The organism is Vibrio sp. D431a (genome assembly GCF_030248655.1).
Classification (GTDB): domain Bacteria; phylum Pseudomonadota; class Gammaproteobacteria; order Enterobacterales; family Vibrionaceae; genus Vibrio; species Vibrio alginolyticus.
In genome coordinates, this window is sequence record NZ_JAHGAP010000013.1 from 203,136 (window position 1) to 228,787 (window position 25,652).

23 protein-coding genes and 1 riboswitch are annotated in these 25,652 nt (G+C 45.7%); of the genes, 14 read left to right on the forward strand and 9 right to left on the reverse strand.

Features of this window, described 5'->3' with window-relative positions; translation table 11 throughout:
* Positions 1–28 precede the first annotated feature (28 nt).
* A complete protein-coding gene (locus KJB35_RS11505) occupies positions 29–229 on the forward strand; it encodes a DUF1107 domain-containing protein (RefSeq protein ID WP_005379612.1) in 201 nt (66 codons plus the stop codon).
* A 70-nt stretch (positions 230–299) separates the two neighbouring features.
* Here the strand turns inward: KJB35_RS11505 and msrA are convergent, their stop codons facing one another.
* Positions 300–938 (reverse strand): peptide-methionine (S)-S-oxide reductase MsrA, encoded by a 639-nt coding sequence (gene msrA, locus KJB35_RS11510; protein ID WP_017633451.1) that lies wholly within the window; start codon positions 936–938, stop codon positions 300–302.
* A gap of 167 nt (positions 939–1,105) precedes the next feature.
* Between msrA and KJB35_RS11515 the strand changes: the two genes are divergently transcribed.
* From KJB35_RS11515 to KJB35_RS11530, 4 genes are read left to right on the forward strand one after another with little or no spacing between them, the layout of a single operon-like run.
* Complete coding sequence (locus KJB35_RS11515; RefSeq protein ID WP_005383121.1) at positions 1,106–2,818, forward strand: autotransporter assembly complex family protein; 1,713 nt, start codon at positions 1,106–1,108, stop codon at positions 2,816–2,818.
* Positions 2,815–6,579: a translocation/assembly module TamB domain-containing protein gene (locus tag KJB35_RS11520; protein WP_213907988.1), complete on the forward strand. Its 3,765-nt coding sequence runs from the start codon at positions 2,815–2,817 to the stop codon at positions 6,577–6,579. Before KJB35_RS11515 ends, KJB35_RS11520 begins: the two co-directional genes overlap by 4 nt.
* Before the next feature lie 44 nt (positions 6,580–6,623).
* Complete coding sequence (locus tag KJB35_RS11525; protein WP_033906019.1) at positions 6,624–6,971, forward strand: gamma-glutamylcyclotransferase; 348 nt, start codon at positions 6,624–6,626, stop codon at positions 6,969–6,971.
* Positions 6,972–7,020: 49 nt separating this feature from the next.
* Entirely contained in the window at positions 7,021–7,383 is a 363-nt protein-coding gene (locus KJB35_RS11530; protein ID WP_005379633.1) for a DUF2799 domain-containing protein, read from the forward strand.
* A gap of 73 nt (positions 7,384–7,456) precedes the next feature.
* Here the strand turns inward: KJB35_RS11530 and ppa are convergent, their stop codons facing one another.
* Complete coding sequence (gene ppa / locus KJB35_RS11535) at positions 7,457–7,987, reverse strand: inorganic diphosphatase (RefSeq protein ID WP_005379635.1); 531 nt, start codon at positions 7,985–7,987, stop codon at positions 7,457–7,459.
* A 127-nt stretch (positions 7,988–8,114) separates the two neighbouring features.
* Complete coding sequence (gene fbp, locus KJB35_RS11540; RefSeq protein ID WP_005383114.1) at positions 8,115–9,131, reverse strand: class 1 fructose-bisphosphatase; 1,017 nt, start codon at positions 9,129–9,131, stop codon at positions 8,115–8,117.
* Between the two features lie 312 nt (positions 9,132–9,443).
* Here fbp and mpl point away from each other — a divergent pair, with 312 nt between their 5' ends.
* The 5 genes from mpl to thiQ all read left to right on the forward strand — a co-directional run bounded on the left by mpl (position 9,444) and on the right by thiQ (position 15,017).
* Entirely contained in the window at positions 9,444–10,802 is a 1,359-nt protein-coding gene (mpl, locus tag KJB35_RS11545) for a UDP-N-acetylmuramate:L-alanyl-gamma-D-glutamyl-meso-diaminopimelate ligase (RefSeq protein WP_033906021.1), read from the forward strand.
* Between the two features lie 5 nt (positions 10,803–10,807).
* Positions 10,808–11,446, forward strand: a complete 639-nt coding sequence (locus KJB35_RS11550) for a flavin prenyltransferase UbiX (RefSeq protein WP_005379640.1) — start codon at positions 10,808–10,810, stop codon at positions 11,444–11,446.
* Between the two features lie 37 nt (positions 11,447–11,483).
* Positions 11,484–11,620: riboswitch (TPP riboswitch) on the forward strand.
* Positions 11,621–11,692: 72 nt separating this feature from the next.
* Positions 11,693–12,685, forward strand: coding sequence for a thiamine ABC transporter substrate binding subunit (thiB, locus tag KJB35_RS11555; protein WP_130544794.1), 993 nt, complete (start codon positions 11,693–11,695; stop codon positions 12,683–12,685).
* 41 nt (positions 12,686–12,726) lie between these two features.
* A complete protein-coding gene (gene thiP, locus KJB35_RS11560) occupies positions 12,727–14,313 on the forward strand; it encodes a thiamine/thiamine pyrophosphate ABC transporter permease ThiP (RefSeq protein WP_213907989.1) in 1,587 nt (528 codons plus the stop codon).
* On the forward strand, positions 14,313–15,017 hold the full coding sequence (gene thiQ, locus KJB35_RS11565; RefSeq protein WP_005379648.1) for a thiamine ABC transporter ATP-binding protein: 705 nt from the start codon (positions 14,313–14,315) through the stop codon (positions 15,015–15,017). The genes thiP and thiQ overlap by 1 nt, the downstream gene beginning before the upstream one ends.
* An 18-nt stretch (positions 15,018–15,035) precedes the next feature.
* Here the strand turns inward: thiQ and KJB35_RS11570 are convergent, their stop codons facing one another.
* Positions 15,036–15,983: a LysR family transcriptional regulator gene (locus KJB35_RS11570; protein WP_005379650.1), complete on the reverse strand. Its 948-nt coding sequence runs from the start codon at positions 15,981–15,983 to the stop codon at positions 15,036–15,038.
* 92 nt (positions 15,984–16,075) lie between these two features.
* Between KJB35_RS11570 and KJB35_RS11575 the strand changes: the two genes are divergently transcribed.
* On the forward strand, positions 16,076–17,152 hold the full coding sequence (locus tag KJB35_RS11575) for an alkene reductase (RefSeq protein ID WP_213907990.1): 1,077 nt from the start codon (positions 16,076–16,078) through the stop codon (positions 17,150–17,152).
* A gap of 63 nt (positions 17,153–17,215) precedes the next feature.
* On the opposite strand, the gene KJB35_RS11580 is transcribed toward KJB35_RS11575, so the two are convergent.
* The 4 genes from KJB35_RS11580 to argR form a co-directional block, all read right to left on the reverse strand.
* Positions 17,216–17,653, reverse strand: a complete 438-nt coding sequence (locus KJB35_RS11580; protein ID WP_005379654.1) for a universal stress protein — start codon at positions 17,651–17,653, stop codon at positions 17,216–17,218.
* A gap of 45 nt (positions 17,654–17,698) precedes the next feature.
* Positions 17,699–20,278, reverse strand: coding sequence for a TRAP transporter permease (locus KJB35_RS11585; protein WP_017820274.1), 2,580 nt, complete (start codon positions 20,276–20,278; stop codon positions 17,699–17,701).
* 291 nt (positions 20,279–20,569) lie between these two features.
* Positions 20,570–21,538 (reverse strand): TAXI family TRAP transporter solute-binding subunit, encoded by a 969-nt coding sequence (locus KJB35_RS11590; protein WP_005379657.1) that lies wholly within the window; start codon positions 21,536–21,538, stop codon positions 20,570–20,572.
* 405 nt (positions 21,539–21,943) lie between these two features.
* Positions 21,944–22,414 carry a transcriptional regulator ArgR gene (gene argR, locus KJB35_RS11595; RefSeq protein ID WP_285357303.1) on the reverse strand — a complete coding sequence of 157 codons (471 nt, stop codon included), beginning with the start codon at positions 22,412–22,414 and terminating at the stop codon, positions 21,944–21,946.
* Positions 22,415–22,773: 359 nt separating this feature from the next.
* Here argR and mdh point away from each other — a divergent pair, with 359 nt between their 5' ends.
* Together mdh and KJB35_RS11605 are read left to right on the forward strand one after the other, a co-directional pair.
* Positions 22,774–23,709: a malate dehydrogenase gene (mdh, locus tag KJB35_RS11600; RefSeq protein ID WP_005379660.1), complete on the forward strand. Its 936-nt coding sequence runs from the start codon at positions 22,774–22,776 to the stop codon at positions 23,707–23,709.
* A 113-nt stretch (positions 23,710–23,822) separates the two neighbouring features.
* Positions 23,823–24,014, forward strand: coding sequence for a hypothetical protein (locus KJB35_RS11605; protein ID WP_005379661.1), 192 nt, complete (start codon positions 23,823–23,825; stop codon positions 24,012–24,014).
* 94 nt (positions 24,015–24,108) lie between these two features.
* On the opposite strand, the gene ispB is transcribed toward KJB35_RS11605, so the two are convergent.
* On the reverse strand, positions 24,109–25,080 hold the full coding sequence (ispB, locus tag KJB35_RS11610; protein ID WP_005383097.1) for an octaprenyl diphosphate synthase: 972 nt from the start codon (positions 25,078–25,080) through the stop codon (positions 24,109–24,111).
* Between the two features lie 256 nt (positions 25,081–25,336).
* On the opposite strand from ispB, the gene rplU reads away from it, so the two are divergent.
* Positions 25,337–25,648, forward strand: a complete 312-nt coding sequence (rplU, locus tag KJB35_RS11615; RefSeq protein ID WP_005383096.1) for a 50S ribosomal protein L21 — start codon at positions 25,337–25,339, stop codon at positions 25,646–25,648.
* Positions 25,649–25,652 lie beyond the last annotated feature (4 nt).

Genomic DNA, 25,652 nt, shown 5'->3' on the forward strand with positions numbered 1-25,652 from the left:
TGTTTTCTCAAAGGAATTGAGGTGAGTTATGCTACGTGAGTTTGCTGTATATCGACCATTACAAGTGGCCCGTTTTGTTAAAACGTTGTTCAAAGGTCAGTTTTTTATTGTCGGGGTTGGTTGTTTTCAGTTCGACAATGGCAAAGTGTTACTACCTGACGTCAACGATCATAAAAGGCTCACCATCTTTAAAGAAGTCAACCAAGTGATAGCATCATTATCGGCTTAGTTAGCTTGGTACCCACTTAGATTTAGAAAAGAGCGACCATATCGGTCGCTCTTTTTGTTGCTGGTTAGGTTTATCCTTGGAGGCTTGGTGGGAAGCAAACTCCCGTTCCTCCGATGCCACAGTAACCATCAGGGTTTTTCGCCAAATATTGCTGGTGGTAGGTTTCCGCAAAGTAATACGGACCTGCTGGTTGTATTTCGGTGGTGATGTTCGCGCGTTGCTCTTCTTGCAGTGCTTGTTGATACAAGAGTTTCGATTTCTCTGCGCTCTCGAGTTGCTCCGTCGAATAAGTGTAAATTGCAGAACGATATTGAGTACCTAAGTCGTTACCTTGACGCATTCCCTGAGTTGGGTCGTGTTTTTCCCAAAAAACAGCCAGTAGCTTTTCTAATGAGATGACGCGTTCATCGAAAACGACTCGAACGACTTCTGTATGACCCGTTTTACCCGTACAGACTTCTTCATAGGTGGGATTGGGTGTGTACCCCCCAGCGTAACCGACCGAAGTAGATACAACGCCGTCGAGTTGCCAAAATACGCGCTCAGCGCCCCAAAAACAGCCCATTCCGAGCAAAATCTGTTGTTGGTGTGACGTCAGAGGCGCCTTTAGGTTAGATTTATTTACAAAATGATGATCGTCAATCTGCATTGGTTGATCTCTACCTGGCAAGGCATCTTCTATACTGATCAATGTTTGTTTGTTGAGCATGGTATTTGTCCTTCAATACGTGTCTTAAATTTGCGAACTTTTTCATTTCGTCTGTATCTGATGCTGTGATGACATAGACCGCGTTAAACCTATTAATATTACAGACTTAGAATCTAATTGGCGTTATCATTATTTACGTTTACTTAACCTCATTCAGCCATAAAAGCATGATAAAAAAAGCTCTCCCCACCATTGTTGGCCTGTTTGCCTTTTCTCATGGTGCCTATGCCGATGTTTCTTTGACTTTGAAAGGCATTGATGGCGCTTTAGAAGAGAATGTCAGTGCGTATCTGTCATCTATTCCAGAGAAGGATTACTCCACTTCTCTGCGTTTTCAAGCGAGATTAGATCAAAGTATCACTGAAGCGCTTAACGCGCTTGGGTATTATCATGCAAAAATTTCATACTCTATTCCTGAAGCGAATGATGAGTTAATTGTGCTCATCAAGCCGGGCTTGCCAGTGAAAGTGAAAGTCATGGATGTGGTCATCACTGGAGAGGCTAAAGACGATGAAGAGTTTGCAAAACTTATTGAGCGCTCTCCGCTAAAAGTTGGTCAAGTTTTGAATCAAGGCCAATACGACAGCCTTAAGTCAGGCATTCGTAACTTGGCGCTTCAGCGTGGTTACTTCAATGGTGAGTTTACGCTAAGTCGATTAGAGGTTATCCCTGATCTGAACGAAGCTAATGTCCGTTTGCACTACAGCAGTGGAATACGTTTCAATTTTGGCGACGTTTCTTTTATTGGCAACCACATCTGGGAAGACCGTGTCGCATCACTACAGCCTTTTAAGGAAGGGGACCCATACAACGTTTCGAAGCTGGGCGAGTTTAACCAGAAGCTATCAAATACGGAGTGGTTTTCCTCAGTTTTTGTTGAGCCTGAATTGGATAGGCTTGATGATGGCCGAGACTTGCCAATTAAAGTGTCTTTATCTCCTGCTTCCAAGAATCAGATCGAGACGGGTATTGGTTACTCAACGGATGTCGGCGTTCGAGGAACGTTGAAGTGGAAGAAACCTTGGGTGAGCTCCCGAGGACACAGTTTCAACACTGCTTTATCCCTATCTAAGCCAGAGCAAACCGTGACTGCTTCTTACAAAATTCCTTTAGAAGATGTCGCTAACGATTATTATCAAGTTCAATATGGGCTTAAAAATCTAGACAACCGTGACACGCAGAGTATCGAGTCTAACCTTGCAGTGGAACGTCATTGGTTAGCAGACGGTGGTTGGCATAATACCGTTTATGTTCGTCATTTGTACGAGAGCTTTACGCAAGGTTTACAAGATGATGAATTCAACTTCGTACTTCCAGGTGCGACATTTTCTCGGACTAGGGTTCGAGGGGGCAATATGCCAATGTGGGGAGACAAGCAAAGCATCACTATTGAGTATGGTGATACCGCTATGCTTTCTGAAACTAGAGTGCTCCGCTTAATTGGCTCGACTTCTTGGATTCGTGGTATTGGAGAGAATCATCGTGGTTTGTTCCGCTTAGAAGGTGGTGCGAATATTACCGATGAACTTGAAAAACTATCACCGTCGCTGCGTTTCTTCGCTGGTGGTGACAATAATATTCGTGGTTACGGCTATGAATCTATTTCACCTGTGGATGAGAGTGGTGCTTTGACGGGTGGTAAATACATTGTTAGCAGTACATTAGAATACCAATATCGTGTTTATGGAAACTGGTGGGCTGCAACGTTTTACGATATTGGTGATGCGTTTAATGAAACACCAGATTGGAAATCAGGTGCTGGTGTTGGTATCCGCTGGGCGTCTCCGGTGGGCCCTGTTAGTTTTGATTTTGCATGGGGGTTGGATGCAAAACCAGAACGAGAGTTTCGTATCCACTTCTCATTGGGGCCTGAGCTATGATCAAAATGATGTTTAAGTGGACCAAATGGCTGTCGCTCAGTTTGATTGGTCTATTGCTGTTGCTCATCATTATTGTCGCGACAGTTTTATTTACCCACCCAGGCCTCAAATTTGCCTTGTGGGGAGCTGAAAAAGCACTACCACAATTGCAGATTGAAAAAGTGCAGGGTTCATTGTTTCCTCGCTTCGAACTGCATAACGTCAGTTTTGTCGATGAGTCTTTGAATATCGATGCCAAAGTCGAGCGTTTAGCTTTGGCAGTGAACTTCCGCTGTTTCTTTGACCCTAAGGTCTGTGTCGATGAGTTAAGACTGCAGGGGCTTGACTTTAAGATGCCAGAACTACCGCCAGCAAGCGAGGAGCAAGAGGAAACACCACCACTGCGTTCTATCAGTACGCCAGTGCCAATTTTTGTTAATAAAGTCCGCTTTAATGACATCAATGTCAATGTGCTGGGCAATCAAATTGATTGGCAAACATTCTCGACCGCTTTGTCGATGCAGGGTGATCGTTTGGTGATCGCACCTACCGCGTTGAAAGACATTAATGTGGCTTTAGCACCAAGTGAGGCTGAACCTGAAGCGGCTGCCGAGGAGCCGAAAGAAACTGACGTTACGCCGCAAGATATTGTGTTACCCGAAGTATGGATTCCACTGACGGTTGAAGCGCGTCGTCTTGATATTCACAATTTCAAACTGGCGGGTGAAACGCCAGTGATCGTCAATCATCTTGGTTTGGTTGCAAGAGCAGGCGGTGAACGTGTTGATGTCAAAACGTTAGAGCTCGACATGCCAGAAGTGGAAGGCAAGTTGAGCACACAAGTGACGCTTTCTTCTGATTACCCTATCAAAGCGCAATTGGACGCGTTAGTGAAGCAAGCGGATGCGAAGGGACAAAAACTGTCGCTTTCGGTCTCGGGTTCGGTTGGTGATTTGTCACTAAATGCTACGCTTTCTGAGCTTGTACAAGCGGAGATCAAAGGTGATATTCAACCGCTTAAAACACAGTTGCCGTTTGATGTCGCGATTAAAAATGTACAGGCGCAATGGCCGCTATTTGGACAAAGCGATTACCAGGTTTCTGTACCAAGCTTGGCGGCAAAAGGCTCACTTGATGGCTACGAAGTCGCATTAGAAACCAAAGCTTCGGGCAAAGATATTCCCGCCGTTGATGTCGCACTAAACGGCAAAGGTACGTTAGAGCAAATTGACCTCGAAAGCCTTGTAGTGAAAACCCTGGGAGGCGAACTCTCTGGGAAAGTCATGGCCAATTGGGCCGCGCCAATCAACTGGCAAGCTGACTTAAACCTGAAAAACATTCAACCAGGTTTACAATGGAAAGAAGCCGAAGGGGATATCAGCGGTAATCTTTCGACTTCGGGGTCGTTAACAGAACAAGGCGGTTGGCAAGTCAGTTTGCCTAAGTTAGACATTGACGGCATTTTGCGAGGTTATCCGCTGAATGTTGAAGGGCAACTTGAAGCGTCTGATAAGAACGGCAAAGGCGAAGACATCCAACTTACCACTCAGGGTTTAGCGCTTTCTCATGGCCCGAACCAACTGAGTGCAAAGGGTAAGATCGATAAGCAAATTCTGATGGATGTTGAGGTTAACTTCCCTGATTTTGCGAAAAGTGTTCCGGACCTTGCAGGTAAGATGCAAGGTAAAGTCGCACTACGTGGTAGCTTGAAAGAACCAGACATCAATCTTGATCTCGCTTTAAATCAGATTAACTGGCAGCAACAGGCGAACGTAGAAACGATCACCTTAAAGGGTGATGTGAAGCCTCTGCCAGCACCAAAAGCGAACATAAGCCTTATTGCGAACAACATTACCTATGACGACATAAAAGTTGATAGTGCTGACCTTGAAGTCTCTGGGGATGAAAAACTGCATCAACTGACGCTCGATGTAGTGTCTGACCTGGTGTCGACCAGTTTAGAAATTGAAGGGACATTCCAGCAGAAACCAGAAATGATTTGGGATGGGGCGCTGCGCCGCTTGACGCTGAGCTCGCAACAAGGCCCGTGGGCGTTGCAAAAATCGACCGCGGTGAAGGTCAATATCGACAAACAGATCGCGAACGTTCAAGCGCATTGTTGGTTGCAAGCTGAGTCGAGCGTATGTCTAACCGAAGACATTAGTGTCGGTAAGAGTGGCCAGGCGAAGTTAGCCATCAATGATTTTGATTTTGACCAAATCAAACAATTCCTGCCGCCAGAAACCAAGCTGCAAGGCTCGGTTAATGCACAGGCTTTTGCTAAATGGGCACCAGAGAAAAAGCCTGAAGTAACCTTAAGTGTCAATATGCCAAAAGGCCAAGTTGAACAAGCGCTTGAACAGCCAATTAAAGTCGGTTGGGAAAGCTTCAACTTTAAAGCAGCATTAGCGAAAGACAAGCTTGATGCCGAGTGGCTATTTGATGTGAAAGATAACGGTGACTTGTCTGGTAAGGTTTCTTTACTGAATGTCTCGTCTGAAAAGCCCACTATTGATGGTAAGGTTTCACTCTCTACGTTCCACTTGGACTTCTTGGCACCGTTGATTGGTGAGTACAGCTTGTTTAAAGCAAACATGAATACTGACCTAGCGATATCAGGTGACGTTATGCATCCGAAGGTGAACGGTCAGTTCTTGATTGACCAAATGAAGCTACAGGGTGAAGTCACACCGATAGATATAAACTCAGGACAGGTCGTCATCAACTTTAAAGGTCATCAAGCGGACTTGGATGCTGGAATTTTAACCCCGGATGGTGAGTTGAGCGTTACCGGTGATGCCGACTGGCAGGACTTACAGAACTGGCGCACTAAAGCGCGTGTATTTGCTAAAGAGCTCAATGTTGATTTGCCCCCAATGGTAAAAATCAAAGTTGAGCCTGACATGACAATAGATGTGACTCCTCAGCTTGCGAAAATTGAGGGTGATATTAATTTGCCATGGGGCAGAATTGTCGTCGAAGAGCTTCCACCAAGTGCGGTAGGCGTATCGAGTGATACCGTTATTCTCGATAAAAACTTGCAGCCAGTGGACGATGTGGCTGCGATGCCGTTTGATGTGGAAACGAACATCAACATTAAAATTGGTGATGACTTCCAACTTGCCGCTTTTGGTTTAAAAGGTGGGTTGAAAGGGAACCTAAACGTGACACAAAAAGACAAAGGTCCTTTCATCGTTGGTGAAGTGAATGTTGTCGACGGTTCTTATCGTTCGTTTGGTCAGGACTTATTGATTAAAGAAGGTAAGATTCTGATGAATGGTCCACCAGATCAACCTTACTTGTCTATCAAAGCGATTCGTAATCCAGACAATACCCAAGATGATGTCATTGCGGGGGTACAAGTGTCGGGCCCAGCATCTGATCCGAGTATAGAAATTTTCTCAGAGCCCGCGATGAACCAAGCCAATGCACTTTCTTATCTACTTCGTGGTCAAGATATTGATGGTGAAGCTGGTGGTAATGCAATGACGACTACCTTAATTGGTTTAAGCTTGGCGAAGAGTGGGCGTGTGGTTGGTGAAATCGGTGAAGCCTTTGGCGTACAGGATTTACAGCTGGACACTGCTGGGTCGGGCGATGACTCGCAAGTGACGGTGAGTGGTTATATTCTGCCAGGTTTGCAGGTGAAATATGGTGTCGGCATCTTTAACTCCCTAGGTGAGTTCACTGTGCGTTACCGATTGATGCAAGACTTGTATTTAGAAGCGGTATCTGGTGTAGATAGCGCCGTTGACCTACTCTATCAGTTTGAGTTCGATTAAAGTGCTTTAACCTAAGCATACACAGTCATGACTAAGGAGTGGTTATGCAGCATTTGATTTTTGTCTACGGCACGTTACGCAAGGGAGAGTACAACCATCAGTATTTGCGCTCGGCGCAGTTTCTTGGTTTACATGAAACGGATGCTCAATTTGCAATGTATGACTTAGGCCCTTATCCAGCGTTGTCTGATGGGCAACGCTCGATTCAAGGTGAAGTGTATCTGATTGATGATGAAACCTTATCCGAGCTAGATAGGTTAGAAGATGTGCCAGTGGAATATCGCCGAGAGAGCATCGTTACGCCGTTTGGCCAAGCTTGGATCTACTTATATCAAGATACTGAGCAATTAACCGAAGAAATCGCTTCCGGAGATTGGTGTCAAAAGGTGTGAGCTATACTGACATTATCAATAGCAACGAGCTAAACACTAAGGAGTCACGATGAAAACATTCGTAATTGGATCAATGGCGTTGCTTCTTGCTGCATGCGCACAAACAACACTACCGACTTCGAATAATGTGACCGATTGGCAAGTGTTTGGTAAGCAGTCAGCTTTAGATGGATTACGGGAGTTATCTGAGGAGCGAATTGCGAAGCTGGATGATGTTAACCATGCGACGGCAGAACTGATAATGGCTTATCAAGCGGGTTACCAGCAAGGCAAGCAAGAGTATTGCGAGCAAAGTGCTTATATGCTCGGTGTTATCGGGCGGCCGTATTTTGGCATTTGTGATGATGTTGACCCCTTCTTTCAACATGACTACGACGCTGGACGAATGTCTTCAGCAGGCGCACCTATCTAGTTGACACAGGTAAGATGAAAGCAAAAGAGCTGCCCTAGAGCAGCTCTTTTTAGTTTTGTATCAGCAGTGATGCTTATTTTTTCTGAGCGCGCTCGTAAGATTCTAGGATCTCAGCTTTGGCGGCAGCAACATCTGCCCAACCATCCACTTTCACCCATTTGCCTGCTTCAAGCTCTTTGTAACGCTCAAAGAATTGCGTGATCTGCGCTTTCAGTAGTTCTGGGATATCGTCCACATCTTGGATGTGCTCGTACTCTTTCGAGATTTTTGAGTGGGGAACCGCAAACACTTTTGCATCTTCACCCGATTCATCTGTCATCTTCAAAACGCCAACAGGACGGCAGCGAATGACTGAACCTGGCATGAGTGGGTATGGTGTTGGTACCAATACGTCGACTGGGTCGCCATCAAGAGACAGGGTATTGTTCACGTAGCCATAGTTGCATGGGTAGAACATTGGTGCAGACATGAAACGGTCGACAAATACAGCACCAGAGTCTTTATCTACTTCGTACTTGATTGGATCTGCATTTGCAGGAATTTCGATAACGACATAGATATCTTCAGGCAGCGACTTGCCTGCTGGTACATGGTTTAAGCTCATTAGAATATTCCTTTTCATTAACGATGAGTCACACAAAAGCGGCTTCATCTGATGATAAATTCGCGTTTCACTTTAGCGACAAAAACGCGGCAGGTAAACACCTGCCGCGTTGGACAAAGGTCTGAAATTATTCTTCGTCGCGGTGCAGTTCAAGGAACTCTTCAACTTTGCGAACCATGTTCTTCGAACCCACAAAGAAAGGTACACGCTGGTGCAACTCAGTAGGCTTGATGTCCATAATGCGATTCACGCCGTCCGATGCAATGCCCCCAGCTTGCTCAATGAGGAATGCCATAGGGTTACATTCGTAAAGCAGGCGTAGCTTGCCTTGTGGGTGGCTTTGTGTGCTTGGGTAAAGGTAGATACCACCTTTCAGTAGGTTGCGGTGGAAATCAGCAACCAGCGAGCCAATGTAGCGAGAAGTGTATGGGCGACCGTCTTCTGGCACGTTTTCTTGGCAGTACTTGATGTACTTCTTCACCCCTTGAGGGAAACGAATGTAATTACCTTCGTTGATGGAGTAGATCTTACCATCATCAGGAATCATCATGTTTTCATGAGAAAGACAGAAGCTGCCGATAGATGGGTCGTAAGTAAAGCCGTTTACGCCGTTACCAGTTGTGTATACCAACATGGTGGAGGAGCCGTAAATTACGTAGCCCGCAGCCACTTGTTTGTGACCAGGTTGTAGGAAGTCTTCTTCAGTTGGTGGAGTACCGATTGGAGAAACACGACGGTAAATCGAGAAGATAGTACCAACAGAGACGTTCACATCGATGTTAGAAGAGCCATCAAGTGGGTCCATCAGTACTACATATTTGGCGTTTTGGTTGAGTTCTTTATTGAACGCAACTGCTTCGTCTTCTTCTTCACTGGCAACGCCACACACTTGATCACGAGCTTCGAGCGCGGCTTTGAACTTATCGTTCGCGTAAACATCGAGCTTTTGCTGATCTTCACCTTGGACATTTTCCGTACCTACAGCACCAGTGATATCACCGAGACCCGCTGCGTTGATTTCGCGGTTAACGATTTTTGCAGCTAAACGAATGGAGGCTAAAAGGGATGATAGATCACCGCTAGCGTGGGGGAAATCCGCTTGTTTTTCGACAATGAACTCGCCTAGGGTGCGCAGTCCTGACATGGTTAATCCTTACATTTTCATTTCATTGGGGGTAGTGCGCAAGTGAGCATCTCTTTATGGATGTTAAACGATTGCGCTGGATGTAAGTTTAAGTCGCAGATCTTTTTAATGGTAATGAAGTAACTGTTTGAGATCTCAATTTATTTGTAGACTTGTTTGAGGGATTCATCAGTAAGCAAGAGGTTGTACAGTCTGTGTTCAACCTTGTCATATTTGTGAAAGGGACTGCAAGAAGAAGGCTAAAGTCACTCGCTTTTCAGGCGGTAATCGCGATAATGAAAGCATTAAAAAACGCATTACAAGGTTTAGTTTATGCACATTCATATCTTGGGTATCTGTGGCACATTTATGGGCGGCGCGGCGATTCTAGCGCGCCAATTAGGACATAAAGTCACTGGTTCTGATGCCAACGTTTATCCGCCAATGAGCACACTGCTTGAGTCTCAAGGTATTGAAATTATTGAAGGCTTTGACCCGTCTCAACTCGACCCCCAACCAGATCTTGTGGTGATTGGTAACGCGATGAGCCGTGGCAACCCGTGTGTCGAGCATGTGCTCAACACTAACATGCGTTACACCTCTGGCCCGCAGTGGCTCAACGAGTTTTTGCTGCATGATCGTTGGGTATTGGCGGTATCGGGTACACATGGGAAAACGACCACGTCGAGCATGCTTGCTTGGATACTTGAAGATTGTGGTTATCAACCGGGTTTCTTAGTCGGTGGGGTACTCGGTAACTTCGGAGTGTCTGCTCGTTTGGGTGAAAGTATGTTTTTTGTCGTTGAAGCGGACGAATATGACAGTGCTTTTTTCGATAAGCGTTCTAAGTTTGTGCATTACCATCCTCGCACTTTAATCATGAACAATCTTGAGTTTGATCATGCTGATATCTTCGATGATCTAGAAGCGATCAAGCGCCAATTCCATCATTTAGTGCGAACTGTACCGGGCAATGGATTGATCTTAGCGCCGAGAAAAGATCAGGCGTTAGCGGATGTATTAGAGCGTGGCTGCTGGACTGAAAAACAGTTCTCTGGTGAGAATGGTGACTGGCAAGCGCACAAATTAGTGCTTGATGGCTCAAAATTTGACGTTGCGTTGCAAGGCGAGAAGGTTGGTACCGTCGAATGGAATTTGGTGGGTGACCACAATGTGGATAATGCGCTGATGGCAATCGCTGCTGCACGACATGTTGGAGTCACTCCGGATCTTGCTTGCCAAGCATTAGGGCGTTTCATCAATACCAAGCGCCGTTTAGAGCTGAAAGGTGAAGAACAAGGTGTGACGGTTTACGATGATTTTGCGCATCACCCAACGGCAATTGAACTTACTGTCGGTGGTTTGCGTAACAAGGTAGGTGAAAAACGCATCCTAGCTGTGTTAGAGCCGCGTTCTGCCACCATGAAGCGTGGCGTACACAAAAACACACTTGCAGAGTCACTACACAGTGCAGATGAAGTCTTCTTGTTCCAGCCAGATAATATCGAGTGGTCTGTGCAAGACATTGCCGACCAATGCACACAGCCAGCGTTTGTCGATGCGGATATAGATAACTTTGTAGCCAAGATCGTCGAACGTGCGCGACCAGGTGACCAAATTCTAGTCATGAGCAACGGTGGCTTTGGTGGTATTCACGGAAAACTTCTTGAGCAGTTAAAACAAAAAGCCTGATTGATATGCAAAACAAAACACAACCCTCTCATAAAAAAGCCATCACGTTGGCATTAACGGGTGCTTCTGGTGCTCCCTACGGCCTTCGTCTTTTAGAATGCTTGGTTGCGGCGGATTATCATGTCTACGTTCTGATTTCTTCGGCAGCTCGTGTTGTGATGGCAACCGAGCATAATCTTAAGCTGCCAAGTGGTCCAGAAGCAGCGCAGCAAGCATTGGTAGAGCACCTGAACTGCAATCGAAATAACATCACCGTTTGCGGTAAAGACGATTGGTTCTCGCCGGTTGCCTCTGGTTCTGCTGCACCCAAGCAAATGGTGGTTTGCCCATGCTCTGCGGGAAGCGTTGCAGCCATAGCACATGGTATGTCGGACAACTTGATCGAACGGGCCGCTGATGTAGTAATGAAAGAGCGCGGGCAGTTGTTGCTCGTGGTTCGCGAAACACCATTTTCAACGCTACATCTGGAGAACATGCACAAACTGTCGCAAATGGGCGTCACCATCATGCCAGCAGCTCCAGGCTTCTATCATCAGCCAAAGAGTATTGAAGACTTAGTGGATTTTATGGTGGCGAGAATTCTTGACCACTTAGGTATTGAGCAAGGTTTGGTGCCTCGTTGGGGTTATGACCAGCGCTCGTGAGCTGATTGTGTAACCACTCAAATACCTTTACAATCCATCCAACTCATCGGGGAGCAAACCCATTTAGCATTGAGTCAATCAATGCATTGGGGCGCTGAGACCTAAGTGTTTAACTAGGGACCCGTATTACCTGAACCAGATAATGCTGGCGTAGGAATTGAGTCTGGATATTGGAAGTCCTTAATAGCCGCCTCAAACCCTGTGCCGCTCAACTTATTTCTCTGAAATACTCATGGAGAGCGAGCAGTGAAACCTACTCTAAATCTGATTGCCCTAGCTGCAATCACCTCTACTTCAGCGTTTGCCGCTGAAAACACATTAACCATCTATACCTACGACTCTTTTGCCGCAGATTGGGGGCCGGGTCCTAAAATCGAGCAAGCTTTTGAAGCAAAATGTGGCTGTGACGTTAACTTCGTAGCGTTGGACGATGGTGTGTCGATTCTGAATCGTCTTCGTCTTGAAGGCGGTAATAGCAAAGCGGACATCGTATTAGGTTTGGATAACAATCTGATGGCAGAAGCGAAGAAAACCGGTCTGCTTGCCGAGCACAATGTGGATACGGCTAACACAGTGTTACCAAACGGTTGGAGTGACACGACGTTTGTACCGTACGATTACGGCTACTTCGCGTTTGTGTACAACAAAGAGAAACTGGCTAATCCGCCGAAAAGCATGAAAGAGCTGGTGGAAACGCGCGACGATCTGAAAGTGATTTACCAAGATCCGCGGACTTCAACGCCGGGCCAAGGCTTAATGCTATGGATGAAATCTATTTATGGCGACGATGTGACGCAAGCGTGGCAGAAGCTAGCGAGCAAAACCGTAACGGTCACGAAAGGTTGGTCTGAGGCGTATTCTATGTTCCTCAATGGTGAGTCCGATTTAGTGCTTTCTTACACCACTTCACCTGCGTACCACTTAATTGCGGAAAACGATTCGAAGTTTGCTACGGCGAATTTTGCTGAAGGCCACTACATGCAAGTTGAAGTAGCCGCCAAAGTGAAAGGGGCAAAAAATTCAGAACTTGCTGATCAATTTATGAGTTTCATTTTAAGTGATGAGTTCCAATCGGCGATGCCAACGGGTAACTGGATGTACCCAGTCACTGACGTTGAGTTACCTAAAGGTTTTGAAACTTTGAGTGTTCCAAGCAAGTCGTTGAGCTTTAGTGCTGATGAAGTGGCAAAAATGCGTAAGTCTTGGATTCGCGAATGGCAAAGCGCATTGACGTTTTAGCTGACGTTTCCATCCTCATCTGAATGAGATAGGTTTTACCTTTGAATTCTGTTCCAAAAATAGGTTTAGGGGTCGCGATGATCATCGCGACCTTTGTTATTTCTGCCCTAGGTGCTTTGATTGTTCAAGCCCCTTCACTTGATGTGTCTGTGGTATGGGGCGACCCGTACTATCAACATGTCACCAAGTTCAGTTTCTACCAAGCGTTTCTTTCCACATTGCTCAGTGTTGGCTTTGCCATTCCAGTAGCGCACGCACTTTCGCGTCGCCAATTTATTGGTAAATCATTACTGCTTAAGCTATTTGCATCGACACTGGTTTTGCCGGTTTTGGTTGGTGTTTTTGGGCTGTTAGCGATTTATGGCAACAGTGGTTTGTTGGAGCAGTGGTTGCAAAGTTTCGACACTAAACTGCCATTCTCTATTTACGGTTTGAACGGCATTTTACTCGCCCATGTGTTCTTTAATTTACCTTACGCGGCACGATTGCTTCTGCAAGCCTTGGAGTCTATTCCTGCCGAGCAGCATAAGCTTTGCGCGCATCTTGGGATGAGCCATTGGGATAAGTTTCGCTGGGTAGAATGGCCGCGTTTAAGGCAGCAGCTTCCCCACGTTTGTGGGTTGGTGTTTATGTTGTGCTTTACCAGTTTTGCCACTGTAATGGCGTTGGGGGGCGGGCCAAAATCCACCACCATTGAATTGGCCATTTACCAAGCGATTAAGTTTGATTTTGATTTACAAGCTGGGGCGTTATTGGCGCTGTGGCAGATGCTGTTATGTGGACTGCTTGCTATTGGAGTGCAGAAGTTAACAAGGCCTGTTTCTATCAGTGCTGGAAGCACATCGGTACAGCAATATTTAACGAAGGATCATGGGTGGTCAAAAGCTTGGGATAGCTTTTGGATCATAGGTGCCTTTTTACTGGTAATACCGCCGTTATTGATGGTGTTACTGAGTGGCATCAACCAACAAGTTTGGACAGTATTAACCGATGAGCGTTTTTGGTCTGCGCTATTGAACTCCCTCAAAGTCGCCTGTGTCGCTAGCGCGCTTGCGGTCGCTGCTGGGGTGTCCATACTATTGACCAGTCGCCGTTGGCGGTTGCAGTACAAAAACACGCGAGCCGATCAGATTGAGTTAATCGGCACCGTTATTTTGGTGACTCCAGGTCTGGTGATTAGCACCGGTTTATTCTTACTACTGCGCGCATTTACCGATGTTTTTAGCTTGGCATTTTTTGTCGTGATTTTGGTGAACGGTTTGATGGCTTTGCCTTACGTGATCAAAACGCTAGCGCAGCCAATGCTGCACATTGAACAACAGTATCAGTATGTATGTGCCAGCTTAGGCATGCGTGGCTGGCAACGGTTTAAAGTGGTGGAGTGGCAGGCGCTACGCAAGCCGTTTGCACATGCGTTTGCGATCAGCTTTATGTTTGCGATTGGCGATTTAAGTGCTATTGCGTTGTTTGGCGGGCAAGAGTTCCGCACTTTACCTCTGTATTTATTCCAGCTGCTTGGCAGCTATCAGATGGACGCGGCTGCGGTGGTATCGGTGACCTTATTGTTGTTGAGTGTGGGCTGTTTTGCCTTGATTGAGAAAGTATTGAAAACGAAGGAGAGAGCGTAATGTTAGTGTTGGATGATGTGCAGTACACCTACCAACGTGAACTGTTTCGTTTTGACTTAACGATTGAGCAAGGACAGATTGTGTCGCTGATGGGACCAAGTGGGGCAGGGAAGTCAACCTTGCTGGCGTTGGTGGCAGGATTCATCCATCCTGACCGTGGTGATATTTGTGTTGATGGTGAGTCCATTGTGCGTAAAGAGCCTTATCTGCGTCCGTTCTCTATGTTGTTCCAAGAGCACAATTTGTTTGCTCACTTATCGGTGCGTGACAACATCGGTTTGGGCTTACACCCAGGGCTAAAGCTTACGGTGGACCAAAATCGTCAGATTGAACAAGCCGCGCAGCAAGTTGGTGTTGCAGAGTACCTCGACCGTTTGCCAGAGCATCTTTCTGGTGGCCAGCGTCAACGTGTTGCCTTAGCGCGTTGTTTTGTTCAGCCTCATCCCATGTGGCTATTGGATGAGCCGTTCTCGGCGCTTGATCCGGTGTTGCGTGAAGAGATGCTGAGCTTGGTAAAAAAACTCGCAGCAGAGCGGGGAATAACCGTATTGATGGTCACGCACCATTTAAGCGATGCCAAAGCGATTGCCAGCCACTTTGTGTTTGTGGCAGATGGTAAAGTGGAAGCCGCGGGTGATATGTCTGCATTGAGTGAACAGCATGCTAGTGAGAAGCTTGCGGCATTTATCCGAGCCGCATGCTAGTGCCTGATAGTTGCTAGGTTATGCTTCTCCGCAACACAAACCATGCCTAGGGCCAAATTCAAATTGAGATCTTAAGCTCATGATATGGTCAATCATTGCTTGTACGCGCCGTGGGCGGTTTGCTCCAGGACGATAGACTAGATAAATAGGCATTGGTACCGTGTGCCATTGCGGCAACACTCTGACTAAGGTGCCACTTTCTAGCTCTTGCGTCATGTTTTGCACAGGTAAGTTAGCGATGCCTAGTCCTTTAAGTGCACCTTTCAATATTGCTTCTACAGTTGTACTTGAGAAGTTACTGGTTATTGAAACATTGACGGTATTATCGTGTGAGATCAGCGTCCAAGGCCCTATTTCTGAAACATATTGATACCTCAAACAGTTGTGTTTTGTCAGATCTTCTGGCGTTTCAGGTACGCCGAACTCAGCTAAATACTCAGGGCTAGCAGCCAGAACTCGAGTGGTATAGCCTAATTTTTTTGCGATCAATCGATCATCAACTATCTGACCGACTCGAATTGCCATATCAAAGCCGTGTGAAAAGAGATCAACAAAATCGTTCGATGCTTCTAACGCAATTTGTACTTTTGGCCATTGTTTTAAAAATGGCAAAAAGATGTGCTCCGCCATATACGCATCCAACGCTGGTGGCGCGGAAATACGCAGCCGGCCTTGGATCTGTTGTTCCATCTCCTGAACGTCATGGCCAATTGAGTGGAATTCCTCAACTAAGCTTGCAGCACGCTCTAAAACCATTTGGCCAGCTTCGGTGATCACTAACTTTCGGGTTGTGCGCTCTAGCAGTTTGGCTTCAAAGTGTTGTTCGAGTTTGGTTATGGCTTTGCTAACAGTAGATTTTGGTAGGTTTAACTCCAGCGCGCACTTGGTTAAGCTCAGTAGTCGACAGCTTGTGACAAAGATAGAAAGCGTTCTAAAGTCAATTGTTTCTAAATTGCGAACAATCACTTTCAATTATCCATATTGTTTCAATATTAATCTGATTATAGTCTGGCACCTCATCCTTAGCCATCAAGTTATTGTCATTTGAGGTAAACAACATGTCCAACTCTGTAGACTTATTTTCTCCTATCAAACTCGGTCAATTAGCATTAGATAACCGTGCCATTATGGCGCCTTTAACGCGAGCTCGTGCTGGCGCGGACCATATTCCTAATGACCTTATGGTTGAATACTACGCTCAACGTGCGAGTGCCGGACTTATCATTGCTGAATGCACCATGGTGATGGAAGGTACGTCTGCTTTCATGGCTGAGCCGGGCATTTACAGCGAAGAGCAAATCGCAGCTTGGAAAAAGGTAACGGATGCGGTTCATGAGAGAGGCGGTAAGATTGTACTGCAAATTTGGCATGCGGGACGAGCTTGTCATCCTGATCTGAATGAAGGAAAAACACCTGTAGCGGCGAGCGCATTGGCCATTCGTGATGAATTAGTCCATACCCCTTCGGGTAAGCAAGCATATACGGTACCACGAGCACTCGAAGTGGATGAGATAGCTTCCATTGTTGCGGCGTTTAAACAAGGTGCAGAAAACGCCAAGAAAGCCGGCTTTGATGGGGTCGAGATACATGGCGCCAATGGTTATCTTATTGATAACTTCCTTCGTGACGGTTCAAATTTACGTACCGATGAATACGGTGGTTCGGTTGAAAATCGTGCTCGATTTTTACTTGAGATAGTGAAAGAAGTCGTTGAGGTGTGGGGACCTGGAAGAGTCGGTCTGCGCACATCTCCGCTAAATGGATTTAATGACATGAAAGACAGTGATCCAGTTGGCTTGGTGCGTTACTTAGCAGAGCAACTTAATTCTTTCGATCTTGCTTATTGGCACGTGATGCGTGCGGATCTGAAAGGCGTACAAAAAGCAGATGTTCTCAAGCCAGCACGCGAAAACTATAAAGGTCACTTAATGGCGAACGTGGGCTACAGTGCACAAGAAGCGGCAACAGCAATTGCAGAAAACAAAGTTGATGTGGTCGCATTTGGCGTTCCCTTTATCGCAAACCCAGATTTAGTCGAGCGATTTAAGAAAAATGCACCTCTTAATGAGGCGAAACCAGAACACTTTTATTTGGGTGGAGCAGAAGGTTATACCGATTACCCAGTGATGGCATAACCCTTACTTGTTTAATATAAAAAGGACGCTAATGTTAGCGTCCTTTTTCGTTTTTGTATTTACTTAGCCTTGCGGTTTTACGACCATCACATTGATTGGAGAATATTCCACAACCTTACTCGCGACGGAGCCAAGCATTACTTTATTGATTTTAGAGCGCTTGTGACTTGGCATAATGATGAGATCAGCGCCTAAGCGTTCTGCATAATCAAGAATGGTCGCGTAGGCCTTGCCTTCAGCAACATGCACTTGGTAAACCACATCTTCAGCAATATGCTCATTAGCGAAAGTTTTTAGTTGCTGCTTCACGTCTTGCTTCATTTTGGCCGCAGCATCTTTCGGAAAGTATGTGGCAACCATCGACATGTGAATACCAGGTAGTACCGTCAGAAGATGGATTTGAGCATTTGCTTGCTTTGCCTGCCAAACCGCTAGTTCAACCGCTCGGTCTGAAAAGCCTTGGTCATTTAGATCAACCGGAACAAGAATTTGTTTGTACATTCAATGTCTCTCATTAAGGCCCCTTTATCCTCGGGGCCAAATCGGTTATGCGCTCAATTGTTCCTTACGAGCACGACGTTTTTGGTTCATTGCAAGCACCAGCAAAATCATTAAGCATGGTACAAACACCCACTCTTTCATCGGACGGTCTGCATCCTGGATAACCCACTTGATTTCCCAATCAAAGTCGATACCTGCGGACTCTGCTGGACTACCAAATTCAACCATATCGACAATCATTTTGTTGTCACTTTCGGTCAGCATCAGACCCATAGATGAAATACGTGCGTCTGCTGTTGTCGCACTGTCTTCGAATGGAAGACGAACCGTTTTCTCAATGTAGTCGCCCTCAAGGTTTTCACCGGCAACACGTAACTCCAATGATTCTCCTACATTTAGTGTTTCCGTGATTTGAGCTACCTCAACGCCAGGAGAAAGAACTTTCGCTGGGTACAGCATGTCCCACCAAAAACCTGGACGGAAAAACGAAAATGTCAGTACTAATAATAGGACTGTTTCCCACCACTTGTTACGCGTGAACCACCACCCTTGAGTTGCCGCAGAGAATATCAGCATTGCAATGATCGATGAGATGACCGTGAGTGCCAAATGCCACCAAGAGTCGATCCCCATTAACAATAGCTGGGTATTGAACACAAACATGAACGGCAAAATAGCGGTTCGAATATCGTAAGTAAAACCTTGGATACCGGTACGAATTGGATCTGATTTCGCAATTGCGGCTGCTGCAAAAGCCGCAAGACCTACAGGTGGGGTATCGTCGGCCAAAATACCAAAGTAGAAAACGAACAAGTGCACCGCTATCAACGGAATAATCAAGCCATGCGCCGCGCCGAGCGTAACAATGACCGGCGCCATTAGCGTAGAGACCACGATGTAGTTCGCCGTTGTTGGCAGACCCATCCCCAGAACCAAGCTAATGATGGCGGTAAACAGCAGCATAAGAATGATGCTGCCACCAGAGATAAACTCGACGAAGTCGGTCATCACTAGGCCGATACCCGTTAGTGTAACAACACCAACAACGGTGCCCGCTGCCGCGGTTGCAACGCCGATACCAATCATATTGCGCGCACCAGAAACTAAGCTCTCGGCAAGATCGACAAAGCCATCTTTGGTTTGCTGAAGCATGTCACCTTGCTTTGACAGCAGTGCAATCAACGGACGTTGAGTCAGCAAAATGAAAATCATGAACACCGTTGCCCAGAATGCCGAAAGGCCAGGTGAGAAACGTTCGACAGTCAAACACCAAACCAATACGACGATAGGGAGTAGGTAGTGCAAGCCTGACTTAACGGTTGGACCAGGATCAGGTACTTCTGTTAATTCTGCATCAATCTCAATTGCGCCATCTTGCACGTGATTTGCTGAGACTTTCACCAACCCAACGTACGCGATTAATAGTGCGACGGTAACAATTGGTGTCGCGGCATCACCAAAGACGTCCTTTGTCCAACCCACTCCGTAGTAAACCAATGCGCTGATCACACACAATCCTAAGATTGTGCCAGTAAAGGACAGCAGACTTTGTACTAGTGTTGGGTTGTGGCGACGAGGAAGGCCCGTCATGCCTGCTTTACATGCTTCAAGGTGAACAATGTAAATTAAAGCAATATAAGAGATTAGCGCTGGAAGTAGGGCAGCTTTAATCACCTCAACGTAGGAGATACCGACGTATTCCACCATCAAAAATGCTGCTGCACCCATGATTGGCGGTGTTAACTGACCATTGGTTGAAGCCGCTACCTCTACCGCACCCGCTTTTGTGCCGGGAAAGCCAACACGCTTCATCAGTGGAATCGTAAAGGTGCCAGTTGTTACTACGTTTGCGATTGAAGAACCAGAAACCAGACCAGATAAACCTGATGCAACAACGGCCGCTTTAGCTGGACCACCTTTCATATGGCCAAGTAACGAGAAGGCAACTTTAATGAAGTAAGCACCAGCACCAGCGCGTTCCAGCATTGCTCCAAACAATACAAACAAGAAGACAAAAGAGGTAGAAACACCTAGCGCAACCCCAAATACGCCTTCTGTTGTTAGCCACAAGTGAGACATGGCCTTGTTCAAGCTTGCCCCTTTGTGCGCGATAACGTCAGGCATGTAAGGGCCTGCAAAGGTGTAAGTAAGGAAAACAGCAGCCACGACCATTAATGGTGGACCAAGTGCTCGGCGTGTTGCTTCTAAAAGGAGGAGCATACCGATAACAGCAACAACGATATCAACCGTTGTCGGTGCGCCTGAGCGTCCTGCTAGCTCGGTATAAAAAAGGTATATATAGGCTGCTGAAAAGCTGCCAGCCAACGCGAGTATCCAATCAACAAGAGGGATATGATCGCGAGGAGAATTCTTCATCGCTGGATAAGCAGTGAAAGCCAAAAAGATCGCGAAAGTAAGGTGGATAGATCGCGCTTCCGTGTCGTTCAGTACGCCAAAATTGAAAATAAATGGTAACGGGGATGCGTACCATAATTGAAATAGTGACCAACACAGAGGAACAAACCAAAGGATTCGTCCTTGCATTCCCGAAGGGCTACGTGCACCTGTGTCTGCCTGAGCCACCATTTCTTGCACATCTTGTGACGGAGCTTGATTCGTCGCCATGTACTTTTTCCTTATTATTGATGGTCCTGTCTGATTTTTATCGAGAACCACACTTCGCCTTTATCAGTGTAGTGAATGGAGCGAAGTTTGCTTTCGAGTATTTTGCTGCCTGAACTCAAAGTGTTGATTGTTGGATACTCTGTTAGGCGGCGTTTAAGTTTTCTTGGGTATGAGCTCGCAGTTTTCAGAAGAAAACTGGCGAATGAAGCATACAGTTAGAACGTGCTACAACCTGTATGCTCAAACAGGCAGAAAATATTCTTTCCTGCCTGTATGTAGAGTCTGAGGAAATTACTTAATTAGACCCATTTCTTTGTAGTATTTTTCTGCACCTGGGTGAAGAGGAATAGAAAGACCAGCTTTCACCATGTCTTCTTTCTTCAAGTTTGCGAATGCAGGGTGTAGACGTTTGAAGGTATCAAAGTTTTCAAACACAGCTTTTGCCACGTTGTAAGCGACATCGTCTGAAACATCAGAGGTCGTTACCATTGTTGCTGCAACACCAAAGCTGTTTACGTCTTTGTCTGTACCGCGGTACATACCAGCCGGTACTGAGCTAAAGGCGTAGTATGGGTTGTCGGCAACAATTTTATCGATTTTAGGGCCTGTTGCTGAAACTAGCTTCGCATCACATGATGTGGTTGCTTCTTTGATTGAACCGTTCGGGTGGCCGACCATGTAAATGAAGGCGTCAATTTTGTTATCACAAAGTGCCTGAGAGCGTTCAGAGCCTTTTAGCTCAGACGCCAATTTGAAGCTGTCGTTTGTCCAACCCATCGCTTCCATGACAACGCCCATCGTTGCACGGTCACCAGAGCCTGGGTTACCGATGTTTACACGCTTACCTTTCAGGTCTTCAACGTTTTCAATACCTGAATCTGCACGCGCAATGATGTTGAAAGGTTCTGTATGAAGAGAGAACATTGCGCGTAGCTTCTTGTACGGGCCTTGTTCTTCAAACTTGCTCGTACCGTTGTAGCCGTGGTACTGCCAATCCGATTGCACGATACCAAAATCTAATTCGCCTGCACGGATAGTGTTAACGTTGTAAATTGAGCCACCAGTCGATTCTACTGAACAACGGATGTTGTGGTCTTTACGACCTTTATTTACCAACTTACAGATAGCACCACCAGTTGGGTAGTAAACACCAGTCACAGAGCCAGTACCGATGGTAATAAACTCTTGAGCGTTAACTGCGCCTGCGCCCATTACGGCTGCAGCGATAGCGCCTACTTTGAGAAGTTTGTTAAATGCCATGAATTTCCCTTCCTTATATTCATTATTTACCCGGAAATAACCATAAATCACTTCTGGAGTTTCCTATTTGGAAACGGCACCTTTTTCAATCCAATCGTTTGAAAAAGCGAGCGAATCATAACAAAAAATTGGCAGAAAATTATCCAATTGTTAAATGTTATAGTTGATAAGTCTGAATTTTGTATCAGGGGATAGGATTCAATTTGTGATTTAATTCTTTTTATAACAATTACTTAATTAACGTTTAGTGACTGAAATGAAAAAGATCAATTGCGTGATGTTAATCACAAAATGGATGGTTAAAGAATGAGCGGAGTAAGCAAAAAATTTACATAAATTATGGGCTACAAAATGAGACTTCTTTTATAACCCACAATGAGTTAGCTGATTGAAGCTTTATAGAACTTAACCAGTATATTCGAACAGCTCGCACACTGATTTGAAGAGTTGCTCAGTCGTAATTGCCATGGTTGGCGTAATGAAAATGGTATCGTCACCTGCGACAACACCAAGAATACCTTCGGATTTACCGAGTGAATCAAGCAAGCGAGCAATCAACTGTGCTGCACCTGGGCCGGTGTGAATTACCAATAACGCTGCGTTACGATCGATGTCTAGTACCAGTTCACGCAGAGAGCTGCTGACTGTTGGGACACCTAGCTCAGCAGGAAGACAGTAAACCATTTCCATTTTTGCATTGCGCGTACGGACGGCGCCAAATTTAGTCAGCATACGTGAGACTTTAGATTGGTTGATACTCTCAAACCCTTGCTGTTTGAGTGCGTCAACAATCTCGCCCTGTGAGCCAAAGCTTTCTTCTTTTAACAGGGCTTTAAAGGCGCGAACTAAGTTGTCTTGTTTTTCTGAATTGCGCATAGTCATTACAAATCTCTTATTACGGGTCAGCAATTTTGCATATTCTCGCATATATATTCAGGCGGTGCCAAAGAGTCCCAGGATTATGTTAGATGCGTCACTGTAAACTATATACCACATAGAATTCTTTAGCGCGCTGAAGTAGGGCTGTATCTGTTTTCTTGAATTCCTTGTCATTTCAACAGAATAAAAGAATAATCCAAGCCCCATTTGTAGCACGGTAACAGCGAGTTGCGCGAGGTCGCAAAGCTAGCGTTAATTGATTGTAATCAAGTTGTGATTCCGATAGCTTTATTTAAGTTGGTTACAAACTACCCTACGAATACGTTTATAAGAGAAATACTCTCAAGGAGAACTACATGAAAGTAGCCGTTATTGGTGCCGCTGGTGGCATCGGTCAAGCCCTGGCCCTTCTACTTAAGAACCGTCTTCCTGCTGGTTCTGATCTAGCCCTATATGATATTGCTCCAGTAACTCCTGGTGTGGCAGCTGATCTTAGCCACATCCCTACGCCAGTTTCTATCAAAGGTTACGCTGGTGAAGATCCTACTCCAGCACTAGAAGGCGCGGATGTTGTGCTAATTTCTGCTGGTGTTGCGCGTAAGCCAGGTATGGATCGTGCGGATCTATTTAATGTAAACGCTGGTATCGTTAAATCGCTAGCGGAGAAGATTGCGGTTGTTTGTCCGAAAGCTTGTGTTGGTATCATCACAAACCCTGTAAATACAACAGTGCCAATTGCTGCTGAAGTTCTTAAAAAAGCGGGTGTTTATGATAAGCGTCGTCTATTTGGTGTAACAACGTTGGATGTTATCCGTTCAGAAACGTTTGTTGCTGAGCTAAAAGACAAAGATCCAGGTGACGTTCGCGTGCCAGTTATTGGTGGTCACTCTGGCGTAACGATCTTACCTCTACTGTCTCAAGTAGAAGGTGTTGAGTTTACAGCTGAAGAAGTAGAAGCATTAACGAAACGTATTCAAAATGCAGGTACTGAAGTTGTAGAAGCGAAAGCGGGTGGTGGTAGTGCAACACTATCAATGGGCCAAGCTGCATGTCGCTTTGGTCTGTCTCTGGTTCGTGCTCTTCAAGGTGAAGAAGGCGTAGTTGAGTGCGCTTACGTTGAAGGCGACGGCGAACACGCGACGTACTTCGCGCAACCTGTGAAACTGGGTAAAGAAGGCGTTGAAGAAGTACTAAGCTACGGCAAACTCAGCGATTACGAAAAGTCTGCATTAGACGGTATGCTAGAAACACTAAATGGCGACATCAACATTGGTGTTGAATTCGCAAAGTAATCTAGAAAGCCTATATAAGAAGAAAGCCGATCATTTTGATCGGCTTTTTTGATCCTTGATTTCTCAACTTCGTAAAAACGGTCGAATAAAACCACGTAGTGAAGGAGAAGATGATGGAAGCGAGTCGAATCCGTAAAGGCATGGTTGTTGAGTGCCAACAAGGCGTCGGTACGATATTAGTGGTCGATCATGAAGCAGAGACAGTATTATTGTCCAAACAAGGGACTGAACAGCAGCTCGCCGTTAGCTTTGATGAAATAGAAGATGATCCACAACTGCATGGCGGTAGTGACAGATATTACTAGCGCCTCGGGGCGTCGTCATTAGGTATCAAACGTAAAAAAGGAAGAGCATGCTCTTCCTTTTTGCTATAAGTCTTGCGTTATGGGTAGCTATTGATTACTTCGTGCGTTGTACTGCGACATGAGCCAGAGTAACAAGCGCTTGTTTGTATTCAGACTCTGGCAACACTGATAGTTCTGCGATTGCTTTGTCTGCTTCTTCTAGAGCTTTTTGCGTTGTGTATTCCAGAGAGCCTGCTTCTTTCATGACCGCAAGAATTTCTTCTAAGCGATCCATGCCATTCGCTTTCTCAATCGCTTCACGAATCATGATGGCGTTTTCTGGTGTGGTATTACGCATAGCATGGAGTAGAGGTAAAGTTGGCTTGCCTTCGGCCAAGTCATCACCCACATTTTTACCCATGTCTTCGCCATCAGAAGTGTAATCCATGACGTCATCAATGAGCTGAAACGCAGTGCCTAGATACTTACCGTAATTTTGCATTGCGATTTCCACATGCTCAGGAGCATCATTTAAGATTGCACCGATTTGAGTTGCGGATTCAAATAAGCGCGCAGTCTTAGAGTAGATGACTTGCATGTAGCTTTCTTCTGTCGTGTCAGGGTCGTTACAGTTCATCAACTGCTGTACTTCACCTTCGGCGATCACGTTTACGGCATTGCTCATTAGTTTAAGGATCTTCATGGATCCTAGTTCTGTCATCATCTGAAATGAGCGTGTATAGATAAAGTCCCCAACTAATACGCTAGCCGCATTGCCAAATGCTGCATTCGCAGTGGCTTTACCACGGCGCATGTCTGATTCATCTACCACGTCATCATGCAGCAAAGTCGCTGTATGGATGAACTCAATAAACGCAGCTGCCATTGTATGACCATTGCCTTGGTAACCAAGTGCACGGGCTGACAGTATCGCTAAAAGCGGTCTTAGACGTTTGCCTCCACCACTCACGATATAAAAACCGAGCTGGTTGATTAAAGAGACATCAGAATTAAGTTGGGCTTGAATTGTTTCATTCACTTTTGCCATGTCATCGGCAGTAAGCGCTTGGATAGTTTTAAAATCCATCGTATATCCGGCTGAAGTTAGACCCTGCAAGGCTTATTCGATTTATATAATTGTCGAATAATACACTAAAAAACGTTGATTAATACATTACTAAAGGGCATGATTGCCGCACTTTTCTTTGGCGATTAGCTTTTCGCCAATTTTTTCAAAATATGGCTTGTCATAGGAGCATCTATTCTGTAGAATCTGCGCCCTATTGATGATTAGTTTAGCGCACACCCTCAAGAAAGGCTGTGCGGAAAAAGCGGAGTAAAATATGTACGCTGTTTTCCAATCTGGTGGTAAACAACACCGTGTAAGCGAAGGTCAAACTCTTCGTTTAGAGAAATTAGACGTTGAAACTGGTGCAACTGTAGAATTTGATAAAGTTCTTCTTGTTGCTAACGGCGAAGACATCAAAGTTGGTGCTCCTCTTGTAGAGGGCGGCAAAATTGTTGCTGAAGTTGTACAACACGGTCGTGGCGATAAAGTTAAAATCGTTAAGTTCCGTCGTCGTAAGCACTCTCGTAAGCAACAGGGTCACCGTCAGTGGTTCACTGAAGTGAAGATCACTGGTATCAACGCTTAATCTA

Excerpts from the sequence above, each read along its gene's own strand:
- KJB35_RS11505 (WP_005379612.1), top strand. The coding sequence starts at position 29 with ATGCTACGTGAGTTTGCTGTATATCGACCATTACAAGTGGCCCGTTTT.
- msrA (WP_017633451.1), bottom strand. The coding sequence starts at position 938 with ATGCTCAACAAACAAACATTGATCAGTATAGAAGATGCCTTGCCAGGT.
- KJB35_RS11515 (WP_005383121.1), top strand. The coding sequence starts at position 1,106 with ATGATAAAAAAAGCTCTCCCCACCATTGTTGGCCTGTTTGCCTTTTCT.
- KJB35_RS11520 (WP_213907988.1), top strand. The coding sequence starts at position 2,815 with ATGATCAAAATGATGTTTAAGTGGACCAAATGGCTGTCGCTCAGTTTG.
- KJB35_RS11525 (WP_033906019.1), top strand. The coding sequence starts at position 6,624 with ATGCAGCATTTGATTTTTGTCTACGGCACGTTACGCAAGGGAGAGTAC.
- KJB35_RS11530 (WP_005379633.1), top strand. The coding sequence starts at position 7,021 with ATGAAAACATTCGTAATTGGATCAATGGCGTTGCTTCTTGCTGCATGC.
- ppa (WP_005379635.1), bottom strand. The coding sequence starts at position 7,987 with ATGAGCTTAAACCATGTACCAGCAGGCAAGTCGCTGCCTGAAGATATC.
- fbp (WP_005383114.1), bottom strand. The coding sequence starts at position 9,131 with ATGTCAGGACTGCGCACCCTAGGCGAGTTCATTGTCGAAAAACAAGCG.
- mpl (WP_033906021.1), top strand. The coding sequence starts at position 9,444 with ATGCACATTCATATCTTGGGTATCTGTGGCACATTTATGGGCGGCGCG.
- KJB35_RS11550 (WP_005379640.1), top strand. The coding sequence starts at position 10,808 with ATGCAAAACAAAACACAACCCTCTCATAAAAAAGCCATCACGTTGGCA.
- thiQ (WP_005379648.1), top strand. The coding sequence starts at position 14,313 with ATGTTAGTGTTGGATGATGTGCAGTACACCTACCAACGTGAACTGTTT.
- KJB35_RS11575 (WP_213907990.1), top strand. The coding sequence starts at position 16,076 with ATGTCCAACTCTGTAGACTTATTTTCTCCTATCAAACTCGGTCAATTA.
- KJB35_RS11580 (WP_005379654.1), bottom strand. The coding sequence starts at position 17,653 with ATGTACAAACAAATTCTTGTTCCGGTTGATCTAAATGACCAAGGCTTT.
- KJB35_RS11585 (WP_017820274.1), bottom strand. The coding sequence starts at position 20,278 with ATGGCGACGAATCAAGCTCCGTCACAAGATGTGCAAGAAATGGTGGCT.
- KJB35_RS11590 (WP_005379657.1), bottom strand. The coding sequence starts at position 21,538 with ATGGCATTTAACAAACTTCTCAAAGTAGGCGCTATCGCTGCAGCCGTA.
- argR (WP_285357303.1), bottom strand. The coding sequence starts at position 22,414 with ATGCGCAATTCAGAAAAACAAGACAACTTAGTTCGCGCCTTTAAAGCC.
- mdh (WP_005379660.1), top strand. The coding sequence starts at position 22,774 with ATGAAAGTAGCCGTTATTGGTGCCGCTGGTGGCATCGGTCAAGCCCTG.
- KJB35_RS11605 (WP_005379661.1), top strand. The coding sequence starts at position 23,823 with ATGGAAGCGAGTCGAATCCGTAAAGGCATGGTTGTTGAGTGCCAACAA.
- ispB (WP_005383097.1), bottom strand. The coding sequence starts at position 25,080 with ATGGATTTTAAAACTATCCAAGCGCTTACTGCCGATGACATGGCAAAA.
- rplU (WP_005383096.1), top strand. The coding sequence starts at position 25,337 with ATGTACGCTGTTTTCCAATCTGGTGGTAAACAACACCGTGTAAGCGAA.